The following is a 26651-nucleotide window of genomic DNA, read 5'->3' on the forward strand; positions in this document are numbered from 1 at the left end:
TCCTTTCTACTAATTTATTTCTCAATAATATCTAAGCACTATTCAAACTTAATGCTGAGCGGCTTTCTGTCTAATTGTGTTGTCCATAATCCATCTGAATTTTCTGAGATGGTGTCTTGTAAAATGTAGTTTTTGTTAGATAAAGTTGTATCTAACTTATCTAATTTATTAACGCCATACTTAACAAGATTTTTTATAGATATACTAGGTACTTGTATCAGATTAGTGTTTTTATATCCAAATGAAATTTCTCCAATTGCTATAAAAGTAGAATTATTAGATTCGCTTATATCAATTCTGAAATATCTTGCTTCCACCTCTTTAAAATGAAACTCTCTAGTTTCAGACGTAGACCAATTAGACTGATTTTTCACTGATAGAGATTTATTGAAGTTAATGCCATCATTAGAATATAAAATATCAAAACTCCTTGGGCTAGATTCTGAATAGCTTGCATAATTTGAAGATATAAGTGCCAATTTATTAACATTCATTGTTTTTCCGTAATCTATTTGAATCCAAGCTTTTAAAACACTATTTGCAGAAATCCAAACATCTTGAGTTCCAATGTCAGTTCCGTTAAAAGCTTTCCAAGCAGGGAACGTGCCTGAGCTATGAACACTACTCGCACTAGCAATAAACGGAGATGGTGCATTATTAGAAGTCATTTTTGTTTCGTACCAAGCGTCATTTGATTCTAGTGAATATGTTTTGTTATTTGATTGAAGAAGTGTTTTTTTATGAATTAACTCTTCCATCATTTCAATTTCACTTATTTCTGGGTATCTGCCAGCAGATTGAGATTGAGAAACATTAACTCTATAGCGATTATACTCATTAGTATTATTAATGAAGTATTCTCTTTTTTCTCCATCTTTCCAATTCGGCGCATTATCTTCTTTGAATAAAACTATCCAATTAGATCCATCAAATCCATCGAATGAGAAGATCTTGGGCGAAGATGCAACAGTCCTACTTTTAATAGTAAACTTTACGATTTTTCTAGATGTTGGAAATTCACATGAAATCCAACCATTAGAAGCACCACTTGATGCAGACCAATAGTTATCTCCTCTATCAAATGCTCCCCAAGCTGGATAGTTAGTGCTATATACGCTGCTAGCCGCCGCAATAAAACCGTCCGTATTGTTACTTGTCATTTTTGGTATAATATTATCGGTGTAATTTACCATTTTGATTACTTCACCTCAACTTTAATACTTCTAATATCAAAATATCTCTTTAAGTCAACTGTCTTACTAAACACTTTGCCTATATCACCTGATTCTAAAATGTCGCTTCTATCTGTCATTGGCACAGGTTCTAATTTTAATACTGTACGGTCTAATAGTGGAGAAAGTGAGTCCATACCATCTGATATAAATTGAGTCTGGGTTGGTAAAACGCTAGAAATATCTTCCCATCCTGCTAATACCTCTGGCGCTCCGTGATCTAGAATGCCATATAGTTTAAATTCATCTGTATTATAAGATGCTCTGCCAGTGCTCTTAACATATACTCTGTAAGCGTAATATTCCACTTCATGCTCTAAAATAAATGTTTTTAAAGTACTGTTAGACCAAGAAATATCTACATATTCCTTTATGTCAACCCATGTTCCATCTTGACCATTAACTGTATCATTGCTGCCTTGCAATATAAAGTTCTTATACATATTAATTGATTGAGCAGGTGTCAAAGAGAATGCTTTGACTTTCTTTTTTTCGTTGTTGAAAAATATATATCCTAAGTTATAAGGTTCAAAAGGAGTACCATTTTCGTGATACTCATAAGGTACTTCGTCAAATGCTTTCCAAGGAGCATAGCCAGATCCAGAAGTTGTACTTGAAGCAAAAGCCCTTCCAGATGGAGCTGTATTAGAGGTCATCTTTGGTATTAGATTATTTGTATATGTCTCATTAGTGGCTTCTTTTTTTTCTTTATATTTCTTATACTCACCATCATGTAAAATAAGAGATTTATTAATTGGTGGTTGATATGCTTCAAATCCTGTTGGTATCGGATATTTAAAATCTCTCTTAATAAAAGCTACTGTTGCTCTATCATTAGCAGTAGTTGAGCTTAAATATGGAATCCAAATATCATCTATTAATCCAGCTATCGTCTCTGCTAGCGCTCCGTTTTTATAAAAAATTAATGTGTTTGTTGTGTAGCTTACAGCTATTCCAATAACATCATTAGTAGCAAACGTTGTGTTAACTTTGGTCTCTGGTGAATATGTGTATCCAGTGTTCATTAAACCTTTCACTGTTGATGGAAATTTAGTTGCGCTAGTGCCAATGCTTACACTGGTATCTGTCGCAGGAGTCGATACACCAACAAGAATTCTACTACTGAGATTATCTATTTTTACTTCAAAGTAGAAATCAAATTTTTTGCTTTGCCTAACAGATTTAACCCCTCCATAGCCTGTTGAAGTATTCCCATTCATTGTCATGTTATTATTAGATAATTGTATCGTAGAATATTTGTCGTTTGGATTTAACGTTATTTTCTCCATATTTAGCGCACCTCCATCTTATCAATTCTTACCCAATCTTCACGAGTAATTTTCTTTCTGTGTAAACTTCCAGTATCAGACCAAGTTGAATCAAGTGTCATATCATGTTGATATTCACGTTTAAGACTTAGTGAAGTTGTGCCATCTTCATAGAAATCCAATTCTCCTAAGCCTGCGTATGAAGCATGTCCATTGTTTTCAGAAAATTTAAGTCTATATGCTTTATAAGTATCATTGTTTAAAATAGAATATTCTTTGTCTTGATAACTTGCTGTCCATGATTGCTTAGTTTGAGTATCTAAGTCTACCCACGTTCCATTAGTACCATTTGTAGTGTCTAAGCTTCCTTGAAGAACCCATGACTTAACCATACCTGATAGCTGACCACTAGTACCACCTGCGCTTCTTACCTTATATTTGCTAACTCTAACAGGATTGTTAAAATAGAATCCTACAAAACCTGTTAGAAAACCATTTCTAGAAAGATAACCTTCTGCTTTGTCTGCTTTATCAAAAGCATACCAAGCTGAATAACTACTACTATACTCTGTTTCTGCAAAAGCAAAACCTTCTGAGGAAGATGTATTTGATGTTAATCTAGGGACTATATAACTACCTACTTTAACTTCTTTTTCTTCAATAAATTCATTCGTATTGAAATCACTGTTCGCTATAGTAAAAACATCCGTAACAAACCCTGCAAATAAATCTATTCTGACTTGAATGTACTGCTTAGTGTCAGACTGAATTGCCCCATCTTCCGCAATCGCAACCCAATCAGACCAATCTCTACCATTGTCTGAAACTCTTGTTAATACTGCGAATGAGCTTGCTCCATTGTTTATATTAGTTGTGAATATTTTTTCGAAGTCTTGAAAAACATCTCCTAAATCAATAGCATCAGAAGTCCATGAACCTTCTTCTGTGTAAATAGGGTTTCCTTGACCATCAACATCAACTTCCACTAGTTGAAGAAATCCTGTTGTCTTGTTAATTTCAGTATTGTCATGGGTTCCTGAGACACCAATAGGTAAGCCTATTTCTTTCTTTTCTGTATTACCGCCTATAAGAGCCATATGAGCATTTTCCTTTCTTATTATTAAATATGAATTATATTACCTTCTTGTCTATCTCCTGTATCAATCGACTCAATACCACCAATAAAAGTAATAAAACTACCACTTACGTTTGTAAATGAATTATCTAAAAACAACACAATGAACTTTGAGTTTTTAGGTGATTTAATTTCTCCAACTTTAGCGTCTAAACCTTTGCTAACTAGTTTATCTACTAGCATTTGAATTGAGTATTTTCCTGTGTTTATTGTGTAGACTTTCTCATTTGAAGATTCGAATAAAGAAAGCTTGTTGTTAGCTGTTGTTATTTCTAAAGAATCATTTTTATCAGGTAGATATAGCCAAAATCTTTTCATAATACCATTTCCTCGCCTAGTTAATTATTTGATAGTCCAATTCATCTGACCTGCTCTATTGGCTTCTAAAGGGGCGTAGAAGCGTTCTACTTCAATCCCTCTAGACTTAAATACCAAATGACCATTCATTGGTTTGTTTGAAGTTAATTTAACTTCAATAAAAGCACTCTCATTGAAAGGAAGTGAAACAACAGGCTGAAAGAATAATTGAATTTCATCTTTCTTGTAAGTTGTTTTGTAGCCAAAATTAATTGACTTTAAGTTTGATTTCTGAATACCTTGCACATTACTGAAATCAGTAAAGGCTTCTTTATATGTGATAAGGTCTTTGTTTTCAAAATTTGTTGTTAAATGATAAGTTTTTCCATCTTCATCAATATAGTCAATCTCAATTCTTCTACCTCTTAAATTGAAAGAACCATCCGACATTTCGAAGAAAAATTTCATCCCTTGACCAAACAAACCAAAACGAATAACCTGATTTCTCTGAATTAAATAAAAATCATTTTTCTTATGCGTAAGTAGGTCGTACTCAGCATAGTTTTTACCATTTACATAATCAGCGTTCCAGTTAAAAGGGATGTCGATTGCTTGTAAATTTCCTGAACTTGAAAATAACATTACTGTTCACCTCATTGTATTGAGTTATTTTTCCATAAAAAAGAGGGTAGGGGAGAGCCCCCATACCCTGATGAAAAATCGTTGAATTCATGCCTATGAATCTTATACGTAACGGTAAGAAACACGTTGCACTAATAGGTTTTTACCTGCGCTGGCTGTAATTGGTACATCTGCATAGACAGTAACTTTTACAAAGTTACCGCCTGCAAGATCTGCATTGCTTCCATCATCTAATGTGTCATGTGCCAACCCTAATATTTCCTTAGCAGCAGGTGTTTTATCAATTTTGATAGCGATATACTCAATGTCATTGTCAGGTACTAAATTGCCTTCCACTTGTACCCATGATGGTTCTGTTACATCTGTTGTACCAGCTTTAACTACTTTATAAATAAAACCATTTGCTACTGTAGGTTGTACATAAGTATCTAAAACTAAAATAGTGTTTTTTGACCACACAGAAGCATTTTTAGCGTTTTTGTTAGTTGTAGTACCATTTGTACCTAAATCTTTAGTACCTAATGGATTCGCAGTACCGCCTTTACCTACAGGCGTAAATTTAGTTTCATTTAAAGTGTCAACTCGTACATGGAACCAGTTATCACGTACAGCTTCAACAACTTTACCAACTGAATCCCCAGGACCACCTTCGCGGTCGCGAGTTGTAAATGTCACTTCCTCCATTTTTGAACAATCAGATTTACCCTCTCTATTATTCCAAATATAGAATGTTTTATGTGGAGACTCTGAATCTGCGTCAACCGTTCCGTAATTTATTGTCGTTTGTACTAGTTTTGATTTTTCGTTTGTTTCTTCATACCATGATACTACAGGTGGGTTTGTCATTATTAAATTCCTTCTTCCTAGTTAATTTTGATTTTTTATAGTAAAAAACTCTCCGAATCAATGAAGATTTAGAGAGTCGTTTAACACTATTTTTATATTGACCGATAAGTTTTGTGCATCGACAGAAAAAGAGGGGATAGTTAATCTGAAAATATCACCTTTCTTCACTTTACGTTCTGTTAAAGCATGTGTATTGTCATCAAGATAGTGGTTTTCGCCAATCATAATTGGGTTATCCGTGATATCGAGCCAGTCCGTAAAATTAGCAGATTTTTGAATTTTAACGGGAGTTGGTTGTGCGCCTTTTGATGTGACAGAAGCTTTTACTTCTACAATTTCACCTTCGTAATCAAAGACAACGTGAGGGTCTTGAACGCCTTCTAAGATATCTTTTGGAATGATGAATACAATTGTTTTCTCATTAACAAATTCAGTAATGCCTTTAAGTTTCATATAATGCTCTTTGCTCATTAATCCGTTTAAAAGCTCACTTGCTAGAGGAATGTTGCCCCCTAATGCATCGATAGGAATCCAGTCTTTGCCGTTCCATCTATAGCGAATGCCTGTATCAAAAACTTGCGTAGTCCATCCAACTTCAGGGTAAGGGAACTTTTTCGCAATATCGTTATATGTATTGACAAAAGGCTGATAAATTAGAACGGTTGTTTCATATGCGTCTTTTACTAATTCGGTAGCATCTTTTGCTTGCTGTGTAGCAATTAAAGCCTGGTCTGTGGCGATATTGGAATTGTTAATAGCAATGACAAGACGTTTTAAATATTCTTCATAAGTATCTGTTCTATCTATTAATTCTTGTACTTGCGATTTACTTTTTTCAATGATTTCATGCAAAGATTCAGTAGCGGTTGTTCCATCATAATGAATGATACGACTAGAAGGGTAGAGGATAAGGCCTCTTCCTTTATATATAATGGAAAGCGTCTCCGCTTCTTTAGATTCATGGACATAAACAAAGCCGTTCGTATAGTCAACATAAAATTCATTTTTATCGAGGTTGTGTTTTATAAAGGCTTCGTAGTTTATCTCAAACATGCCTGCAATGCGTACTTTAAACATCTCGTCAGGAATTTCTAATAAGAATATTCGTTGATTTACTACTCGTGCAATATCAAGTCTATCGATAAAAGGGTCGTTGGGCGTTCCTTTTCTCCAAACAATATGGATAGGATTATTAAATTCTAAATAATTAATAGGTAATGACAATTACTCACCTTCTTTCTTCATTTTTCTTCAACCTGAGAATACGTTGCTGGAACCTTCACTTATTGTAGGTGTAGAGCCTCCATGAGTAGTCACTTTGTCGCTTTTTCTGGCTAGTGGCTTGCCATTAACGAACACAGTCGAACTTCCTCCAGTAACAGAACCAGTGGCACTTGTATGAGAACCACTGTCATAAGACCAACCACTCGGAACTGAGTAGGTGTCTTTTTCTGACGTTTTTGCTCCTGAATACACCGCTTCTTTTCCATTGACGAATACATTGGAGCTACCTTCGTTTATTTGCCCTTCAATCGTTGCACTAATGTAATCGTATGAGTGAGAGGATGAAGGGGGAGTTAGAACACCGTAGCATATTCCACCTGACCAATATCCTGAATAAAACTCACCGTTCATATAACCTGCTTCACAAGTATATTCATTTGGTTTTTTTACCTTGATATGCCCCGTTGCTGTGCTATTTTGAATTTTATTTCCTTTCACTGATACTTCAGGCATGTTATTTCCTCCTTAGTTGAGGTCGATTCGAGACCCATTTACCTTAACTCCCGAAGTGCTGATGACAATTTTATTTTCTCCTACAGCTAAAGTAATGGCATTGGAAGCTTTGAAATTAATATTTTTGCCATCGAAGTTCATGGAGTGAGGTGTTTTCATTAAAATGGATTCATCGCCATTTTTAAGAGCAAATTCTCGTTTTTGACCATCCGTGCCCACATAGTCAAAATAGAAGCCATCACTTTTTTTGTACTGGTATCCGACATTGTTTCCTGCGCCTGCATCACCGCCTGCGCCCCAAGTCATATGGGGGTAAGCAGCATCTCCAGTTTCTTTCACTGTGATTGTGAGCTTGTCTTTTTCAGAACCGCCATAATTTGTTTTGATCTTAAAGAAATTATCCTTAATATGAATAAAATCTTGTGGTTGGTTGGAATTCAGTGTCTTTAATTTATTGACCGTCAAATCGGAAATATAACTTCCATCCACATCTTTTATCATTTCTTCACTATCATTACCCATAATAAGAAGTTTTTTAGCGTAGATAAGGCCATCTTTCCCAATCCAAATACGCTTTTCACCATTAGCATCAATGGCGATGCCTTCATTGGCATTTAGGCGTATTTGTTCGCCCTTGTTGCCGTTAATCGTAATACCTTTATCGTGGTCGAAAGTTATTTTCTCTCCTAAAAAACCGTCAACAATTTTTAAATTATGGGTAGTAATATCTTTGGCATAAAGCCTACCATCTGTGTCAACGTAGAATTTTCTATTGCCGTTAACATAAATTGAAATGGCTTCGTTTGCGTTTAGCCTTATCTCTTCGCCATTTCTACCAAAGATAGTGATGCCATCTTCCCAATCAAGAATAATGGCGTCGCCTAAGTTGCCATCTACAATGCGTAAGTTTTTTGTGACTAAACCTTCAGCATACAGTGTGCCATCTTCCCATTTATCGTCATTTAATGTAGCAAATAATTTACTGACCCATTTATCATTCTCCCACTTTTGCAGAGCAAGACCATTAGTAGCATTCAGGAAAGCTCGATATTTGCCATCACTGCGCACAGCTATAAAACCAAACTCATTCATAATTAAATTATTATTATACGCACCCATGTGAATACCTGAATAGAACAAGGAGTCTTCAATAGCTTGTCGAAGGCGAGTAGCCTCATCATAATAATCTTTAAATCTTTGCACAAAAATACCACGATTCTCAATCGGACTCGTGGATTCTGTCAGTGGGTCAGTCATATCAATATTCAAATTTTGTGCTTCCGAATAGCCGTTATTAAGAATCCTAATATAGCTTGAAATATAATTCATGAGTGCTAAATAAGCACCTTTTAAAGCATTTGTGGAGTATCTGTCAGTAATAGAATAGACAGTACGGAACGTTTGAGTATCTGTATAAAATTCGCCATCAACATCTGTCTTATTATCTCGTTCACTTCTAATATACTTTTGCGCTTGTTGAAGAAGGAGTTTATAGTCTGAATGTATTTTATATAATTCTTTAATAAGCTCTAATTTTTCAAGCGTAGTCAACTTTCCGTCTGCCACAATCTTGTCAAATAAGCCAATATCAAAGTAATTATTTTCAGCATCTAAAATTAATTGGTCTAGGTTATTTACGATTTTAATATTTTCAGCCACCATATTTCGAGAATACAGCGTCCCATCTGTATTAGCCCATAGTACTTTTTTCCAATCGTCGCCGTCTTTTTTACTGACTGAAAAACCTTCACAAGTTGTCAACGCTACTTTTGTTATCGTATTCCATGAAACAAGACCAAAACATTCAGATTCTTGAGGAATTAAATTTCCGTCTTTATCTTTTTCATTGTCTGATACAAGCCCTAACCGCATGACTTCATCACCATTACGATTATAAATAGTGGTCCGTGAGCCTTGTGTCAGCCAAACACCTGATTCGTCTTCAATGATTAAATTCACACCCGAAATTATTTTACCGAAAATTCTCTCGCCAAAAATGCCATCTTTCGAAATGGCGTGCTTCCATGAGTTGCCGTTATCGTTTGTGATAGCTAAAAATCCATTTTGAATCACTAGCCAGCTTAAAGGGTCGGTTAAATCTTTTACTGTAATGCCGCGCTCATTGATCTCAATTTGCTGGTTATATCCAGCCATTACAGCATTTTTCAATGAGTCCCATTTATTGTTAATGATGTCGTTGATGGCCCCATTGTTTTTTTCGGAAAGATTCCATTTCCATTTTTCCATTTGGACGAGGGTAGAGGTATTGCCAGCCTTACTAAGCTGCTCTAACCAGGTATTTTTTTCATCAATTTCGTTGGTGATAATAACTGAAATACTTTCTCTTTCAAAATCATATGTAATTTCCGTTATTTTAGCTTTAATATCTACCTGCAATCGGTCATAACGAACACTGACGATATCACCTAAATTGAGTTTGTCCCAATCATTTTGACATTCCACGACTGCTAAAAAATCAATCATATTCATGTCTAATTTTATTTTAGGTTGTAAGTATTGTTTGAAAATTTCTTGTGCTTCTTCTAACAAATCTTGATCATCGACAATCGAGTCATTTGTATATTCTTTGTCGATTTCGAAATTGGATAATTCAGCTAACTGTTCTTTTGAGAAATTATTCTCTCTAAGTAATTTACTTCTTAATCGTTCTAACTCATCTTGATAATTGCTTAATTGATAGTTTAAGTCCCGAATAAAGGCTTCTTGATTGGCAATCTCAGCTCTTTTTGCTTCTAGTCGGTTAATGATATCCAGGTGAGAAGGGGAGTTCGATTGAAAATTAGCATTGGATAAATCTAATTCATCTTCTATGATAATTCTTTGTGTTTGTAGACTGCTAAGACGCTGTTCTTCAGTTTGAATAATGGAATTCTGCGTAGTGATAGAACTCGTTAAATGAGTGAATTTTTCTGCTAATGACTCTACTAAAGCATGATAATTTTCTAATGCAATACATAAGTCATCACTTAAGTACTCCGAATGGCTAATGACGACCCCATTTTCACGTTTAAAGGGGTAGAGGTAGAATCTAAAATCTTCTAAATAAGCCTGACCTGTAGGATTCAATCTATGTATTGTCAGTCCATCTTGACCATAAACCTTTAATCGAGTGATCGTATCAATCGTGTTAGTAGACAAATTAAAGCTTTCTAAATATTTGCCATCACGGATATAAAATCCTTTATTGTTGCCGATGTTATCAGGTCTATAGTAGTTTATTTCACATTTAAGCGTGTCCCAAACAATTAGAGCATTCCATAGGTTTGCTAAATCATAAATAATTTCTAGAATATTATTTGAGGATACTTCATAGCTACGATAGGTCTCGAAAAAGCTATCGACATAACCAATTTTCCAATTAGTATTTGCTGAGGATAATATTTCGTTTGTAATTTGTGCGAGCGTTTTACTGACTACTTCGAAATCTCTAATATTTTTATCGCTCAGTTGCACACCCAACGATAGGGCAGAGTATTGAATATATTCATCATCGCTATAAGATTTGGTGGATTCATTCAATAAGAAGTATTCCGTTACAGGACCGAACTTCAGCTTAAATAAATATCGATTTTTAATCGTTTGTATATTGGGGTTGTCAGTTGCAACACCATCTTGCAAAATAACTGTCGGTATCTTGAAAGATAATTCATTTAATACATTTAACTTCGTATTATAGCTAATATCATAAGCTTCACTAAGAAGTGCAATTGTTTTTTTATCGGGTTTACAAAGGAAAATTCTCGGTTGTGCAGCTTTTAAATCATAATTAATGTCACCTAATTTCACTTTATCACCCCCTTTCGCTGAAATTTATTGTTGAATAAATACATGTTGGTATCTAACATGCATATCAAAATCTCCATTTGCCTGGATGTAGTTGTTCCCAATCATTAGTTCCAAAAATTCATCATTGTGATCATCATAGCGATAGACGCCTAAATTTTGTCGATTTGATACTATTTCTTCTTTCTGACAATGAATAAAAACTTCTTCGTTATCAATTAAATTATGTAATTGCATCTTTTGATTTGTCATAGTATTCGTTATTTCTACGTTTCCATTGCCGTTCTTTTTTCTAATCCATACTTTAGGCTTTATCGTAAAATCACCTAAGTTTTCTAAAACAGCACATGGATCAAAACTAATAGAGAATGTTTGGATATAAGGTTTTTCATGCTCTTTAGTAGCACTCATGACGATTTTATATCTAAAGGACATTCCTTTGAGACTATATTGATCTAATAGACCAGTATCATTGAAATTTATTGGCTGCCATGCGGTCCACTTAAGCGTATCGTAGGATACTGAATAATAGAATTCGACTTGTTTAGCATATACATTTACAATATTAGCTGCCATCGTTGTCAAATATTTTTGGGCATTAGTAGAAATAGAATGTATGTTGGAGATATACGAGCCTTTTACCGTTGAAATGGAACCCCAATTTGTCATTTAAGCACCTCTATTCTATTTTGCCAAATGGCCTAAATTCACAGCTGTTTCCAATGCGTTTCCATTTAATGGTCTTCGCTTTTCGCCAAACGACAGAGTTATCAATGGAGGCAGTTTCATTTTGAATGGAAGACCATACGGGTTCATTTACTGAAGACAATCCGGCTGTTTCACAAATGTAGTAGTATTGTTTGCTACCATTAGTAGGATAAACAATATCCCCAACTTCATAGTTATACTCCTTGCGCCAATTACTACCATTAGCATCATAAAATTCTTGATGTAATCCTGTAAGGAAGGTAGGGGAGCTAGTCGAACTTTTTCCATCCACTACACATTCATATAAACCACCATTATCAGGCACAGCCTTTACTAAATCTCCTACGACATAATTCTTGTTTGGTTTCCAGGTTTTAGCGTGGATGCCTTCTCTTGTGGCAACCCAACCAATATGGCCGCTAATGGCAGGTGTTTTGTTCCATACAATATAACCAATCGGATAAATCGTGTTATCATTCAATTCTTCAATAGATTGTGCAGACGATGATAAGTATTTTTCAAGTTTACTGAAATTTTCACCATATTTGACAATAGTTTCCTTGATGTCATCCTGCTCAAATGTTGTTTCAGTTACAATTTTTAAGCTTAGTTTATTTGTAGTTTCCATTTCAATTGTCACCCCATTTCGTAGTGTTGGCATACAATATGCCCCATGTGTTATTCAGTGCATCAATTGTCAATCCATTTGAAGTAATTTTCATATTATGGCATTCTCCTTCCGCAAATGTAGTGATATCATCCTTTAATAAGTAACTTTTATTCGATTCTCGGAACTCTATCTTATCTAGTATATGTTCGTGCGAATAGGTATAAGGTGAGTCGCATCGAATCTTTAATTCTACATAACCCTGTTTGAGCCCATTATGTATGAATGTTGAATCACCTTCTACAAGTGCATACATGACTCTATTAGGATTATGATCAAATACTAGTGGTTTATAATAGGGTTGGAAGAGCCAGCGTGCAATTTTTCTTAAATCACTATCGTTTACCCAATCATCTAGATAAAAGGACAATTTAAAAGAGAGTGGCTCATGTTCCACTCTCTGAAAGTAAGGTGTTTCATTATTTGCGATTTTCTTTTCGATTATTCGCCGTGGCGGTAAAAAATTCTCTTCAAATAAATTACCTGAAGACCATCCTATCGTAACGCCCATATCCTTTGATGAGATATTATCATACATAAAATGAATAGATTCTAACACTAATTTCTCATCCCTTTCTTACGTAATAAGTCATCGTTAATCATTTTGCTAAATTTATTGAGATCATTCATATCACCATTCATTTTATCGATGTTAAATTCGATGTTGATGTCTCCGTATGTTGAAGCAGAAGCGGCTTGAACTGTACGGAAGGTATTGCTAAATTGCGGGATTCTATCTAATATTGGTCGGAAGAATAAGCTAGCTCTATCCATTATATTGGCCATTGAAAGTAAGTTTTTAGTGTCGATAGGGGAATGAATTAATTCATTTGGATGGACAATCATCGCTTTCCCACCTAAACCGTCAATACCTTGACCGGAAAAATTTGTCATACCTCCTTGTAAGGCAGAAGCAGAGTTATTAAAACTGTACTGAGTCCCGGCTATTCTTAAGGCATTTGCTTTTTCTATGATAAGGTCCTGAAGTTGGGGAGTTATGACTACATGCTTCGCTTGCTCCATAAAATAGTTACTTAATTTAAGTAGATCATCATCAGATAGTTTTGTTTTTATGTAATTAGTAAAATCGATATCTGTGGGAATCTCAGAATTATTTTTTCTGCCTTCTTGGGCCAGATTGTGAGCCTTTTCTCTAATACTTGCTTTACGTACAGTGTTTGGTTCATTCTCAGCAAGAACATCGGTCATAAACTTCCCTAAAAGTACTTGCATATCACCTTCAATCAGTGAAGATTTGTTTTTATTATTGCTAATATCATTCGAAGAACCATACTCACCATTTTCTATTTTTGATGAATTTTCAACCTGATTCATTAAATCTAATGCTTTTTCTAATTTCTCAATAATATTTTGTCTGATAGAGGTTCCAACATTTTCGAAGGTTCCTGTTAGTGTCAGCTCTAAATCGGGCATGCTTTTGTCTAACCAATTTTTAAAATCGCCAAATTCCTGTTTTAATGAAGCGAATTCTCCATCTCGAATTTTCTTTCTTATTTCTTCGAATTTACGTTCATCATTTAGTCTATCAGTATAGAACTGTTCCCAATATTTCTTTTTCTCATCTATTAAGTTTAATTCTTTTTCGTGATATTCATTTTCCAGCTCTTCCTTTTGACTCATTTCAGTTTCTTTTGCTTCTAATTGCTCATTTAATGATTCTTTCCGTAATTCTATTTCACGGTCATGGCGTTTCTCTGAAATTTCCTCGTCAATTTGAGCAAGTTGCTCTTGTAAATTTTTTCGTTTAGATTTAGCCTCGTGAGAATTATCTAGCAGCAATAAATTGTATTGTCCTTGGATATCATTGCGCTCTTTTTCAAGTTTAGTAATATCCTGATCATAATCACGCTGGGATTCTTGCTGGTCAATTAGCTTTAATTTATCTTGGATATTTTTTCTAAATAAATCCATTTCATCTTTATAATTGTCCATGACAGTGTCGTGACGATCATTTTCCCGCTTTATCTCGTCATCGATACTTTTTATATGTGCATCCCGTTTTTCTTGTATGTATTCTTTATAGGCATCAATTAATTTATTTGCTAATTCTTCTTGTTTTTTCTTTTCGTCTTCTGCAAGTTCCGCTATTAAACTAGCCTTTTTAAGAGCCAAAGCTTCAAGGTTTGCCTCTGCTTTTTTTAAATCCTCAGGAAGCAAACTGAGTTGTAATATATTATTTTGGGTGGTGTTTATTTCGTCTTTATAATTTTTTATTAAATTTTTTTGCTGTTCTTTTTGGAATTTACTTTCACGAATATCTTCATCGGAGCCTTTGTCAAACATGGATTGGATAATTTTGCTTCTCTCGATTGAAAACTCAATATTATTATTTTTCTCATCATATCGAGTCTTAATATTAATCAATATTTCATAATTCTTTTCACGAATTTCAATATCTAGCAATTTTATTTCAGTTGTTAGCTGTGCATATCGCTCTTTGAGTTGCTCTAAAACTTCGCCCGAATGCTTGCCGCCTGCAATCTGCTGTTGTAAATATTGTAACTCGCTTCGATTGACCTTTTGTTTTTGATTCATGTAAATGGTCATCAACTGCAATGTCTTTGCATATCTAGCGGAATTGGTATCTAATTCTTGTATTTTAGCATTTTCATATTCTAGCTGTGATTCTGGCATGCTGCGTTGATAGTCAAACGTATCGAGTTTGTTCAATGCCAATTGTGAAATGGCATTATTGGTGTCTAACATTTCGGTTTTCAATTCCAATAATCTACTTTTCATTTCATCTAGCGTGATAGCTGAAAGAGAGCCATTTTTAATTAATCCTTCTAAATAGACAAGTTCCTGATTATTTACGGTTTGCTTTTGCTCTAAATATTTCGTTTGTAGATCGATTGTTTTTGTATATCGACTCGAACTTTTATCAACCAATTTTAGCTTGGAATCCTCATAATCTAAATTAGATTGTATATTTCCTCGCTTCCAATCAAAATGAGATAACTGAGAGTCTATAATGTCTTTTTCAATTTTAGCAATTAGCTCTTTTTGATTAAGAATGTCACTTTGTATTTTGAGCAACTCGGATTTTGCTTGGTCGATTGCTTGTTGCGTTGTTTCTACAGCAGTCGAGCTGCTAGAGCTAATAATTCCTGATTTTGCATTGTTCAAGTAGTCAGTAGGATTAATAGTTTTATCGTTCTTTCTGACTTCGTAATGTAAATGAGAGCCATCACTTGAACCTTTATAAACATTCCCCGAATTACCAATTGTTCCAATTTTGGTTCCTGCTGTAATATTGTCTCCGATTTTTACGAGAGTTTCATTCATATGAGCGAATAGGTGCTTTATGCCATTGTCATCCTGAATCATGACAATATTTCCATATGATTCATGCTCTCCGTTTTTAACTGCGTCACCACTTTTAATAACTTTTCCATTGATAGGGGAGTCTAATCGTTGCCCCATGGAGCCATCGATATCTACGCCTAGATGAAAATCCTTTTTTCCATTTAGTGTACGATTGCCGTAATTGCTTGTAATTGGACCATTCCAACCATTTAATTTAGAAGAGGTCGCGGAAGTTGTTGCATTATTACCTGAAACAGTCCCTGTTTTATTAATCTTTCCTGCAGCAATTTGAGATTTTATAGATTTTTCTTGATCCTCAATTAAAGTAAGCTTTCTCTTTTCGAGTTCGATTTGTGCTTGAAGTGATTTTCGATACTCTTCGGAATGCTTTGGTAGGGAAGATTGAACTTTAACTTGCTTTTCAATCTCAAGATTTAAATCTTCTAGGGTCTGTTTGTATTTATTTGTAATATAGATTGAATCTTTGGTTGTTTTATTATCAGCTTTTGATGACTTTTTTGAATTATCTTTAGCTGATATAAATTTATCGATGGTTGATATATTACCATCTAATTGTTTTTGGTAGTCATTTAATACACTAGTAAGATCTGTAATTTTATCGTTATTAGAGGATTGAATCATTGAAGCCCTCATTGCTGCAAGACCTTCACCATTAGTCATTTCAGAACCTTTGTTCTGTTTATCAATTACTTCTTGTAAAGCTAAATTTAATGTTAGGAGAGACTGGATTTCAGCTCTCTTTAGTTCAATTCGTTCTTTAATAGCTTTTGCAGAATCTACTGTCATTTGTTGTTCAACAGATAATTTTCCTTCGCGAGCTAATTTATATGCTTTTAATAGTGTTTCATTTGCATGGTTTTCTGCTTGAATAGCATTAATTTTTTCTTCACTTAAGGCTATTGCTTTACCGTCATTATCAAGAAGAAAAGGGTAGAGTGTATTCAGGCTATTCATGATCAAATCACGAGAATTTAAAGTATCTACAAGTTGCTGTTCTTCCGCTGTTAAATTACTTTTTTGACTAAGGTTCCGTAGCTCTTCTTCTGTATATCCCTTCAATTGATTCGTTAACATTTCATAGTGGAATAATAAATCCGAAGTATCATTTACTTTTTTCTGTGATACCCCTGCTAGTTGTTCATAAGTAGTTGTAAGTTTTTCTACTTCTTCCTTATAGTCAAAAACTTTTGCTTTTGCTTCAGCGAATGTTAAGTTATTAGCCTTCATTTCAATTGATACTTCTTTTTGAGTTTTAGTAGTATCATCGAATTGTTGTTTTAAAGACTTCATAATACTACTTACTTCATCTTCGCTTAATCCTAACTTTGTCAGTTCAGCAGTCATATTTGATATTTTATCTTTTGTTTCATTAGCCATTGAGTCAAAAGTGTCAGAGGTAGCATTCTCCATGTTTTGGAAAGAAGCTATCATATCATTTATTAATGTATCGGCGTTATCGTTTGAAAATAATGATGTTAACGATTCTTGTAAAGTATCTAAATCACTTGCATCTGTTACGTCAATTAATTGTGCAGCAAAACCTGCCGCATTGTTTTTTACACTATCAGTTAATTTATCATTTTCGCCTATTATATGGGCAATATTAGAGATATAGTCAGATTTTTGTGCTAAAACTTCCTGATTAAGTTCTCTCTCATTTTTAACAATTTCCTCTTTGAAGTGTTTGACGTTATTACTTAGTCTCTCATAGTAATCTGCTAAATCACTATTGCCACTTTTCTCAGCACTAGATTGAAGTTTATTTAATTCTTTTATTTTATTTTCATAATCCTCTGTTGATTTAAGTAAAGGATTTCCTTTGTTATCCCAAAAAGTAACTTTATCTTTAATGCTTTGGCTCATGTCTGTACTATGGGTTAAGGTGACGGCAGCATTATGCGCTATATTTTTTTGTTCTTTTTCAAGGCTAGAAATTGTTTTTTTTCGTGTTTTAATATTGTCGTCACGTTCTTCTTGTGCGACTTGTTCAGCACTCTGTGCTTCTAATGCCTGTTGTTCTTTAAGTAGACCTATTTTTATCTTTAATGCTTCCGATGAACCAATGATTTTATTTCCGAATTCGTCTTCACCTGTAACAATGTTTGGTAAAATCTCGCCCAGTTGATTAGAAATTTCACGATATTCGGCAAGTACAGAGGAGTCTGTATTGCCTAATGCCATGGCATTTTCTAATTCAGCGTATCTAGTAGATAATGTATCAATTTCTGTAGCATTTGAAGTAAAAGTATCCAAAATATTCTTTTGTTCAGCCGCTAATTCTGCTGTTTTTTGTTTTGCTTTCTCGCTGCTTTCAATTATTTTTCCAATCACAAAATCGATACCTGCTAGAGCTAAGCCAGGTCCAATCGTTGAAAGCAGACCTTTCCCGAATGCTGCAATACCTGTTCCAGCCTCAGCAATGCCTTTAAATGCTTCCTTCGCTGTTTTTGATAACTCAAACATGTTCACTAAGTTATCAATAAGAGACGTTGAACTTTGTGAGGCTTCTTTAGTATTCTTGCTAAACTCCACAATAGCTTGATTAATGTTTTCTAGTTGGCTTGGGATGTCGGAGATGCCTGCAATAGTTAACCCTTCACCAAATTGAATATTGTTGATTTGAGTATTTAAATCTGAAATTTGGTAGGTTAATTGTTCGAAATCGGTGTTGTTTGCGTAGGCTTTATTTAACTCGTAAATATTATATAAATTTGCTTCGAGTGCTTGCAGGTTTTGTTGGGTTTCTTGAATACCATTTAGTTTAAATTGGTTGAAATTAATTGTTTCTATTTCTGTTTTCAGTTGTGTCAATAGCTGCTCTAGTGATTGTAAGTCGCCGCTGGGAATGCTTGCTAAACGCTTGTAAAATGATTTTACATTTAGATTTGCATCACCGATTGCTTCATTTAGCTGGTCTATTGATTTTACTGAAGTGGTCACTTGCTGTTTGAATTCATCGAATAGTGACAGGGGAGGGGATGATCCAGTTCCAACATCCTGTAATTTTTGGTTTAACGCGTCTAAATGTTGTTGGAGTGTATGAATTTGCTTTTCGTATTCCATGAATAGTTGCGTATTGTGACCTTTTACATCTAAATTTATCGTTAGAGCATCTAAGTTTTTTAATCTCTTTATGTATGTATGTATATTTTTTCTTGAAACCTCGTCATTGACTCCTAGAGCGACTAATAAGTCCATTGGTTTTTTTGATTGTCCACCACCAGTACTCAATCGATTTTCCCTCCTAATTTATAGATAAACATAAAAAAACAGCAACTTTAACAGTAGCTGTAATCATCAGTTTATCGTTTTATTTTTTCGAATATGGTTGAATATCCTAAAATGTTCAAGTACCCACCTAAAAAGGTAGGGGAGTAGTTCAAAATTTTAACGATTGATAAGTGAAGGCTCTATTACTAGTTTGTCTTTGTCAGTAGACTCGATTTTATGGATTAGCTCTTTTTCGAGTTCTAAAAACTGCATACTTAAATTTAGTCGTTTACTAATTTCTTCTAGCACATTTGAGATTTCCTGCATCGTAAACATTTCCGTTAAGAATAGGTCATACCATCCAATCTCTACTAGATTATTCATCGTAGCAAAATGACTTTCAATAGGTTTATCTTTTAATTCTGATTTTAAATCGGTAAAATGCTTGATTACTAAAAAGAGGACATAGTGTTGTAGTTCATGGTCATTCTTAAAGAAATCTAAGTTATTTTGCTGAACATAGTCGATAGTGCTTGCTAAGTCATTTATTAATATCGTTACTTTGCGTTTACTGAATTTTGGATAGTAATAAATGAATTTACCCTGGTCTTTATCAATGTGAAATTTTTGTTTTTTATTGAGCTCATCCGCATTTTGTTGAATATCTGCTAATGTTAGTTTCGTTTCACGTTTAGCCATTTTTAGACTCCTTTTTTTAATTAAAGATGGGCTGTCCTAAAAGTAAAAACAATAAGCTTAGAGATACTCTTCCTGATATAAAGGTAAGAATCCGCGTAGACTCCTGTGGGAAAAGCAAGAGCATGAGACCCAGCAGGGAGCGTTAGCGAGCGATGCGGCTCATGCCTTGCCTACGGAAAGCGAAGCGGATTTTTACCATATAGGAAGACAGGCGTTATTGTTTGAAGAACTTTTTAGACAGCCTCATTTTAAATTAATTCATTTAAATTACATCAACAACAATTGTTTCAAGGTATGTACCATCAGTTACTTCAATGATTGTTTGGTCATTGGCTGCTGCAGAGGCACCTAAAGTAATGACACCATTTGCATCAACACTTGCGATTGTTGGGTTCTTAGAAGTCCAAGTTAAATCACTATTTTGTAAAAGTACATTGCTGTACCCTGCACCTCGGATACCTAGTACTGCGATGCGTTGAGCATCACCTGCAACAGCAGAATCAAGCACGAGACGAGATGGATTTGAAGCTAATGCTGTAACTTGTACTTTTTCATCAGCTAGATTACGAAGTTTAATGTAAGCATAGTTTCCTTTTTTGTCGGCTAGTGAGCTACCTGCAAGAGAAGAAGAGGCAACACCTTCATGTGTCATAGAAATTTCTACTGCACCATTTGGTTTAAAGTTAGGTACCTCGATAATCACTTCGCCAGTTTTTCCGTTATTAGAGCGAATATCAACATTTAATTCCATACGAACAGCTTTTGGGAATGAATCAGCAGAGATTTCAATTGTATCCATCATTTCCTGAACAGCATAGACAACTTGTACTTCTTTGCCCGCTAATGCTGGAACAGAAATTTCTTTGCCAGTAGGAGCGTATTGTGAGAATGTACCATTTACTTGTTCCACATGCACTTTGCCAATAGGCGTGTCAGCTAATGTTCCTTTACCACTCGCATCAAGTAAAATGATTTCATCCGTATAGAATTCAGCTAATTGGTGATTGATTTCTGTACCATTTTGTAATGCAATATAAGCTGTATCGAATGCAGCATCTTCAATTGAGAACGTTAATTCTTTTTGGTAGTTAAGTTCATATACTTTTTTCGAGCCTTTACCTGCATGAATTGCTTGCGTTTGGATTGCTTGTGTCATCGAAGAATTCAATAAAGTTTTACCGTTAAGAATTAATTCATCCGTTAAACGATCAAATAAACGTACGTTTGCTACTGAAGTTAAAAATTGATTTTGTTGTGTCATAATAAATTACCATCCTTTTAAGTTATTGTTTTTTAATTGAACTAGAATCAAGTCCTAGCTGTTTCATTTGTTTGTCAAATGCTGACTTTGTCATAATGACATCCTCATTTTTCTGTGGCTCGTCAATATGGCCAAGCCAATGAGGAAGGTCTTGCTCATTTTTAAATTCAACCATTCCAGAGTAACGTGCATTCAGAATGGCATCACTGCTGACTATATAATCCATACGAATTAAACCTTTATGAAATTGATAAAGCGTTAAATTTTCAATCTCATGGTAGGGAAGTCCAGATTTGCAATGATAAGCGACAATTTGCTGTTCTAAATTTGCTTGTTTCGTTTTTCTTTTTGCCATAAATGCTCGTGCTTCTTGAATGGCCTTTTTAGTGCCTGGATCGATAAATTCATCATCTAAATCGATGAGATTTTGCTCACTGATGATGGTTTTAATTTTATCGAAATCACGTTCATGCAGTGAAATACCATCGATGATGATAAACGCCATACCTTTTTCATTGATTGTGAATTGGATGTCTTCCGTTTTGAAAATCAAACGATATAAAGCGATTAATTTTGCTAATAAATCAGGGCCATCTTTGTTTTGAGAGAGGGCAAGCAAAAACATGAAATAAGACATTCTAATGACTTCGGGTTCTTGAAAATCACTTTTAGGCAATAATAAGCATTGCACATAATCATAAAATTCATCTGCATCAACCATGCGAACAGGGAAAATATTCAATCCTTTATAAGGAGTAGACTTGCCAAATGCTTTTTTAGTTGAAAAGCTCATGATTTAAAACCTCTTGCCCCTTGACCCGAAGGAATAATATAAATCCAGCGATACCCTACAAATCCTTCAGGTGTATTTAAAATAGGGATCCCACTGTGGAATCTCAAATCTCCAAATTCTTCAATATCCTCGTGAAATAGTACTTCATTTAGCACTTCACCTAGCCAATCGAGTCGAAAATCTACATTATTGATAGCATGCGGCGTGTATATATCAAAGATATATTGTTGTGTGCTAGAGTAAGGATTATCAGTAAATTGATTTGTGTTTTTGAGATAATGCTTTTGAGGCGTTCGAGAACCAGTATATAAACAAATGCGAGAAAAATTGGCATCCATTTTTAAATCGCTTGTTTTATCCCCAATTACTAATATATTATTCATAATAAGGTCTTTTTCAGGTAACTTAGAAATATCCAATTTTGACTCATCCAAAGGATCATCTAAATGATCTTTTGGCATGTAATACAGTAATCGAAGTAATTTCTCATCATCTTTCAATGACTTATAAAACTTGGCTAAATTATTTACAATTTTCATTCTCCTTTGTCCTCACTTCCTAAAGAAGGTTGCATTTTTGAAGGTTTTGCTTTCATGATATAAAAGAGGGTATTATAATATTTTTTACATTAATTCATCTATAATTCCGATTGCTTCAACTAACAATCATTGGGGATGAAGAAAATCCCTAGTGATTGAGTTTCACTTTATCCCGCATTAACGGTCAGTAAGACGCTCACCTTAAGTTGAAAGAAGAGGGCGATCAACTGACCGTAAAAGCCCGATTGCTTCAACTAACAATCATTGGGGATGAAGAAAATCCCCAATGACTGAGTTTCACTTTATACATCCAATTGTCATCACCTACTATATTTTCGATTTGAGAAACAAGCACTTACAGTTAATTGCAGTTTGCGATTAAAGTCCCAGACTGTTCTCATATTATGTATTCCCTTTATAAACCTCTTTTGAAGTACATGAAACCTTCATGATGTATCCATGCCTCCGCATAGATACATTAGAAAATTTCATTTAAATTATGTATTTTTAGATTAATTCATTTATTAAATATGATCTTATTCGACTTCTTCAATTCCGAAGGTGATCGCTTCTAAATAAGAAGTATTTGAAAATGTGTTATGTCTGATTGAACCTTTTTTGATTTCTTTTTGTTTATGATGAGATAAAACATAGTTATCTTGCAATTGATGCTGTGCACTTTGATTTCTAAGTAATTTTGTAATTTCTCTACGTCTGTTATTACGTTTTTTAGCTTCCTTAATGAATTTTAAATTCTCTTCTTCTAATAACAATTCGGCTTTAGTAAAATAACCTTTTGTCATATAATAACCTATCATATCTAATAAAATAATCGTATTGTATGCATGTGAGGTTATACTGAAATATAATTCTAAAGGTATCTCTTCACCTTGATAAACAATTTTTTCATTTTCAAGCATAAATCTTATAGTTTGAACTCTTTCCTCTATTGGGAGGTCTAACTTCAATTCTACCATTCTGTGAGGTAATTGTAGTTTCATATTATTGCTCCTTCTACTTATTAGGTTGACTAGTGTATCTAAAAAGCTACTATTTCCGCCCAAGTGATTTTTTGAAGCTACTTTTTACATTTCTTACACTGTGAATGATATAAATCTTTACTGCTATTATTTAAACTGAAAAACTCGTCGGTAGCAGGTAGTTGTTCTTTACATTTACTACATCTTTTGGTTTTTAAGTTCAACTTCTTTGTATATACTACCTTTCTCCATTGCCTATCATTTTCTTGTTTTATTTGAAGACAAATTGTATGAAACCTTCGTCCCACTGTTTTTACTGGAATCCCTAAAAGTTGTCCAATGTTATAATTAGTAAAGTCTTTAGCAATATATTCAAGTAATTTCAGCTGTTCCTCATTTAAACATTTTTTCATTAATTCATCTAAATCTGCAAATAAACTAATTACATCCGTATTCATTTTTAAAGTATTTGTTGCACACACACCATGACTGCCATTTAACATCGTATCATCTATTGAACCTCTAAACGTCAATAATTCTTTAATTACAGTTTCATCTGATAATACTAAATGTTGATATTTTGTATCTTTAACTGTTTGAAAGGCCATTAACTGTCATCTCCTTGTATGTAAATATTCGATTACACTTAACCCTATTATAATTGGTAGAATTTATAAATCAATATATTTTTCATTAATTCATTTATTAATCTTCGTTCATATACTTTTATTTATTGTTTCTTCCTATTTAATAACCAATTTAATATTTCTTTCTAAAGAGAATATTTCCACACCAAAATCAAATTGTACATATCATTAATTCATTTATAATAGTTACATTTTAATTTACCGTATGGTACTATTGAAATAATCATATTTTTAATGGAAAAACAAGGGAGTGGAAAGTTTGAAAATTGGTAAAACCCGAGAATTATTAATTGAAGATATTAAAGCTAAAATTCCATTGTTAGTTCAACATGATTTAATTTTAGATGAGATATCGATCCAACTGAATAGATATAACATTAATATAGGCAATATTTTAGAGATGATTAATGATAAAGATGTGCTAAGAGAAGCAAATTTAAGTGAATTATTATTATTAGGTGAACAACTTAATATAAAATTTGATGAGAATAATATTGAGTGGATGAATGAATGGTTAAATCCTTCTGAAATCAAAGAATTAAGATTTTATAAAAGAGAATCTCCATATGAAGACATTATAACGTTGCCATATACTTTTGAACATGTTGTAAAAACAGGGCATCATGAGTTTGCAGCTGTGCTTCCCAATGCAACTATCGGCAAGCTTTGGATGAGTGGTATTTCTATGTATAACCCAAATATACAGCGACAAGCAAAAAAGAAGAAACTAAGAAATGAAATTATAGAAGTGATGAATTTAAATCCAAAATCATTACGTGAAATTGAAAAACAAACATTAAATGGAGATTTAATCACATCAACTTTAAGATACAATGCAAAAGTTGGTACGGGTAATGACGGTTTAGAATTATATTATGATGAAAAAGAACAATCCCTTACTGTATTAGAAGGAACTACACTAGATGTTTTAGATGGGGCACATCGTACTTTTTCTATTTATAATGCTTACATGAAAAAAACGGATCTGCAAGGTAATATGATCGTTATATTTTCAAATATGACAGAGGCTCAATGTAAACGCGTGCAAGTAGATATGGCAAAAGCTAACCCCATCCCTAAGCCAAGACTGCAGGAATTAGCTAAAGATAAATTGTCAGATGAGGTTGTTATTGAGTTAAAGGTTGATGGGGAATTAAAAGGAAAGATTACTTCTAGTTCCAATGTTAAATATTCATTTGGGGAAGTAGTTACTTTTTCGGAATTATCCAATGCCATAGATAACAGTTTTAAAATAGAGAGTCGTTTACAAGTAGGTCAGGTTGTAAAAGTGATTAACGAATATATGATGTATCTTTTCGCTTATTACAAGGATAATTTAACGGATAAAAATTCATTAATGTTTAAAAATAGAATGTTTGTTGGCCATATTGAATTAGCTGCAAGGATGCATGAAAAAAATATTCCTTTTGTAATTTTAAATAATTATTTAGATCACATTGACTTCTCAATCCATAATTCGTTATGGGAGGAGCTTGGTATTTTACAGTATGGCGGACTAAGCACACGAAATAGAAAAAAACTTCAAAAAGTATTTGAAGATTTCATTAAATAATGAGGTGTACAATTGATGCTTAAAGATAATGTATTTAATAAGGATATAAAAGAGTGGTATTTAAAATCTTTAGATGTAAAAGATAATAGTTTAACTACATATTTATCACTCTTTAATAAAGCAACTATGATAGAAAATCAAAAAAATAAGGATATTTTTGATATGAATAAAGTGGAACTGGAAGAATTATTTTATAGTTTAAAATCACCTAGTCCACAACCTATAAGTGCCTCCATTGGTTTTATCTCAAGGTATATAGATTGGGCAATTATGAATGGTTATACAGAAAATCGTTCACAAAGGTTACCGAGTATAATTGATATTGAATATTGTAGTAGATTTATTTATAAAGCGTCAATCGTCAGGTATACAAGAGAACAATTGATAACTTATATGCGGTTGTTTGATGATCAACGGCATGCTGTTTTCTTATTATGTTTATTTGAGGGGATAAAAGGAGAAGGCTACAGCGAAATTTTGAATTTAAAAATGAATGATTTGAGTAATGACAATGGGGTTTGCTTTGCTAGATTGACAAATAATAAAGGATCTCGAAGAAAAATAGAAATAACCGAAGATCTTTATTGGAAGCTTGAAAAATTGGACAAAATATCATCTACTAGTTTGACACCGAAACAAGGTCAAAAATACTTTACTGACAATACCTATATATTTAAGAAAGCAAATTCAAAAAGTAGTGATATTCAACTGAGAGCTTCTTTCGGGAATAGAGCATTGGATTTAGCCAAAACAATCTTTGACAATAGTAATTTAATAGCTAGTACGATACAGATTTCAGGTATGATGTGGTATTTGTGGGAAATGCTAAAAGATAATGATGTGAAAACCCTAGACAAAGAGCTATTAGAAAAAGTTGCAAATAAATATGATACCGGTTATGCGAACAAAGATAATAAGTATGTAAGTTATTCTATACTCAAACATAAATTAGATTTTGATTTTATGAAAACGAATTATGGAGATTTTAATATAGAGTTATAGAACTGGTGAATACCAGTTTTTTTTTATCCCGCTATAACGGTCAGTAAGCCGCCCGCCTCAAGATCAAGATAAGAAAAGCGGACATCAACTGACCGTAAAAGCCCGATTGGTTCAACTATCAACAATGGGGAAAATGCGGCCCATCGATAGAAGTTTCACTTTATCCTGCTATAACGGTCAGTAAGCCGCCCGCCTCAAGATCAAGATAAGAAAAGCGGACATCAACTGACCGTAAAAGCCCGATTGGTTCAACTATCAACAAT

Annotated in this window: 21 protein-coding genes; 2 read left to right on the plus strand and 19 right to left on the minus strand. The window is 33.7% G+C overall.

Annotated features, from left to right (window positions below):
• Positions 1–38: 38 nt before the first annotated feature.
• The 19 genes from ACQKII_RS11485 to ACQKII_RS11575 all read right to left on the minus strand — a co-directional run bounded on the left by ACQKII_RS11485 (position 39) and on the right by ACQKII_RS11575 (position 23774).
• Complete coding sequence (locus ACQKII_RS11485) at positions 39–1193, minus strand: discoidin domain-containing protein (RefSeq protein ID WP_427459303.1); 1155 nt, start codon at positions 1191–1193, stop codon at positions 39–41.
• Positions 1194–1198: 5 nt separating this feature from the next.
• On the minus strand, positions 1199–2521 hold the full coding sequence (locus ACQKII_RS11490) for an SPRY domain-containing protein (protein ID WP_427459305.1): 1323 nt from the start codon (positions 2519–2521) through the stop codon (positions 1199–1201).
• A 2-nt stretch (positions 2522–2523) separates the two neighbouring features.
• Complete coding sequence (locus tag ACQKII_RS11495; RefSeq protein WP_427459307.1) at positions 2524–3597, minus strand: hypothetical protein; 1074 nt, start codon at positions 3595–3597, stop codon at positions 2524–2526.
• Between the two features lie 23 nt (positions 3598–3620).
• Positions 3621–3953, minus strand: a complete 333-nt coding sequence (locus tag ACQKII_RS11500) for a hypothetical protein (protein ID WP_427459309.1) — start codon at positions 3951–3953, stop codon at positions 3621–3623.
• A gap of 24 nt (positions 3954–3977) precedes the next feature.
• On the minus strand, positions 3978–4574 hold the full coding sequence (locus ACQKII_RS11505; protein WP_427459310.1) for a hypothetical protein: 597 nt from the start codon (positions 4572–4574) through the stop codon (positions 3978–3980).
• Between the two features lie 102 nt (positions 4575–4676).
• Entirely contained in the window at positions 4677–5420 is a 744-nt protein-coding gene (locus ACQKII_RS11510) for a hypothetical protein (protein ID WP_427459312.1), read from the minus strand.
• 57 nt (positions 5421–5477) lie between these two features.
• Positions 5478–6644: a hypothetical protein gene (locus ACQKII_RS11515; RefSeq protein ID WP_427459314.1), complete on the minus strand. Its 1167-nt coding sequence runs from the start codon at positions 6642–6644 to the stop codon at positions 5478–5480.
• A gap of 27 nt (positions 6645–6671) precedes the next feature.
• Positions 6672–7157, minus strand: a complete 486-nt coding sequence (locus ACQKII_RS11520) for a PAAR domain-containing protein (RefSeq protein WP_427459316.1) — start codon at positions 7155–7157, stop codon at positions 6672–6674.
• Positions 7158–7169: 12 nt separating this feature from the next.
• On the minus strand, positions 7170–10964 hold the full coding sequence (locus ACQKII_RS11525) for a phage tail spike protein (RefSeq protein WP_427459318.1): 3795 nt from the start codon (positions 10962–10964) through the stop codon (positions 7170–7172).
• A 24-nt stretch (positions 10965–10988) separates the two neighbouring features.
• On the minus strand, positions 10989–11630 hold the full coding sequence (locus ACQKII_RS11530) for a phage distal tail protein (protein ID WP_427459320.1): 642 nt from the start codon (positions 11628–11630) through the stop codon (positions 10989–10991).
• Positions 11631–11640: 10 nt separating this feature from the next.
• Positions 11641–12330: a hypothetical protein gene (locus ACQKII_RS11535; RefSeq protein WP_427459322.1), complete on the minus strand. Its 690-nt coding sequence runs from the start codon at positions 12328–12330 to the stop codon at positions 11641–11643.
• A complete protein-coding gene (locus ACQKII_RS11540; RefSeq protein ID WP_427459324.1) occupies positions 12299–12895 on the minus strand; it encodes a distal tail protein Dit in 597 nt (198 codons plus the stop codon). The genes ACQKII_RS11535 and ACQKII_RS11540 overlap by 32 nt, the downstream gene beginning before the upstream one ends.
• Positions 12895–18915, minus strand: coding sequence for a peptidoglycan DD-metalloendopeptidase family protein (locus tag ACQKII_RS11545; RefSeq protein WP_427459326.1), 6021 nt, complete (start codon positions 18913–18915; stop codon positions 12895–12897). Before ACQKII_RS11545 ends, ACQKII_RS11540 begins: the two co-directional genes overlap by 1 nt.
• Positions 18916–19071: 156 nt before the next feature.
• Positions 19072–19593 carry a hypothetical protein gene (locus ACQKII_RS11550; RefSeq protein WP_427459328.1) on the minus strand — a complete coding sequence of 174 codons (522 nt, stop codon included), beginning with the start codon at positions 19591–19593 and terminating at the stop codon, positions 19072–19074.
• Positions 19594–19855: 262 nt separating this feature from the next.
• Positions 19856–20854: a hypothetical protein gene (locus ACQKII_RS11555; protein WP_010858762.1), complete on the minus strand. Its 999-nt coding sequence runs from the start codon at positions 20852–20854 to the stop codon at positions 19856–19858.
• 22 nt (positions 20855–20876) lie between these two features.
• A complete protein-coding gene (locus tag ACQKII_RS11560) occupies positions 20877–21647 on the minus strand; it encodes a hypothetical protein (protein ID WP_427459330.1) in 771 nt (256 codons plus the stop codon).
• Positions 21644–22186: a hypothetical protein gene (locus ACQKII_RS11565; protein WP_427459332.1), complete on the minus strand. Its 543-nt coding sequence runs from the start codon at positions 22184–22186 to the stop codon at positions 21644–21646. The genes ACQKII_RS11560 and ACQKII_RS11565 overlap by 4 nt, the downstream gene beginning before the upstream one ends.
• A 536-nt stretch (positions 22187–22722) precedes the next feature.
• Positions 22723–23187, minus strand: coding sequence for a hypothetical protein (locus ACQKII_RS11570; RefSeq protein ID WP_427459334.1), 465 nt, complete (start codon positions 23185–23187; stop codon positions 22723–22725).
• A 77-nt stretch (positions 23188–23264) separates the two neighbouring features.
• Positions 23265–23774: a hypothetical protein gene (locus ACQKII_RS11575; RefSeq protein ID WP_427459336.1), complete on the minus strand. Its 510-nt coding sequence runs from the start codon at positions 23772–23774 to the stop codon at positions 23265–23267.
• 298 nt (positions 23775–24072) lie between these two features.
• Here ACQKII_RS11575 and ACQKII_RS11580 point away from each other — a divergent pair, with 298 nt between their 5' ends.
• Both ACQKII_RS11580 and ACQKII_RS11585 read left to right on the plus strand, forming a co-directional pair.
• Complete coding sequence (locus tag ACQKII_RS11580; protein WP_427459338.1) at positions 24073–25386, plus strand: hypothetical protein; 1314 nt, start codon at positions 24073–24075, stop codon at positions 25384–25386.
• 15 nt (positions 25387–25401) lie between these two features.
• Positions 25402–26388 carry a hypothetical protein gene (locus ACQKII_RS11585; protein ID WP_427459340.1) on the plus strand — a complete coding sequence of 329 codons (987 nt, stop codon included), beginning with the start codon at positions 25402–25404 and terminating at the stop codon, positions 26386–26388.
• Positions 26389–26651 lie beyond the last annotated feature (263 nt).

The sequence above is a fragment of the Lysinibacillus sp. NPDC048646 genome (assembly GCF_050272295.1).
Lineage (GTDB): Bacteria > Bacillota > Bacilli > Bacillales_A > Planococcaceae > Lysinibacillus.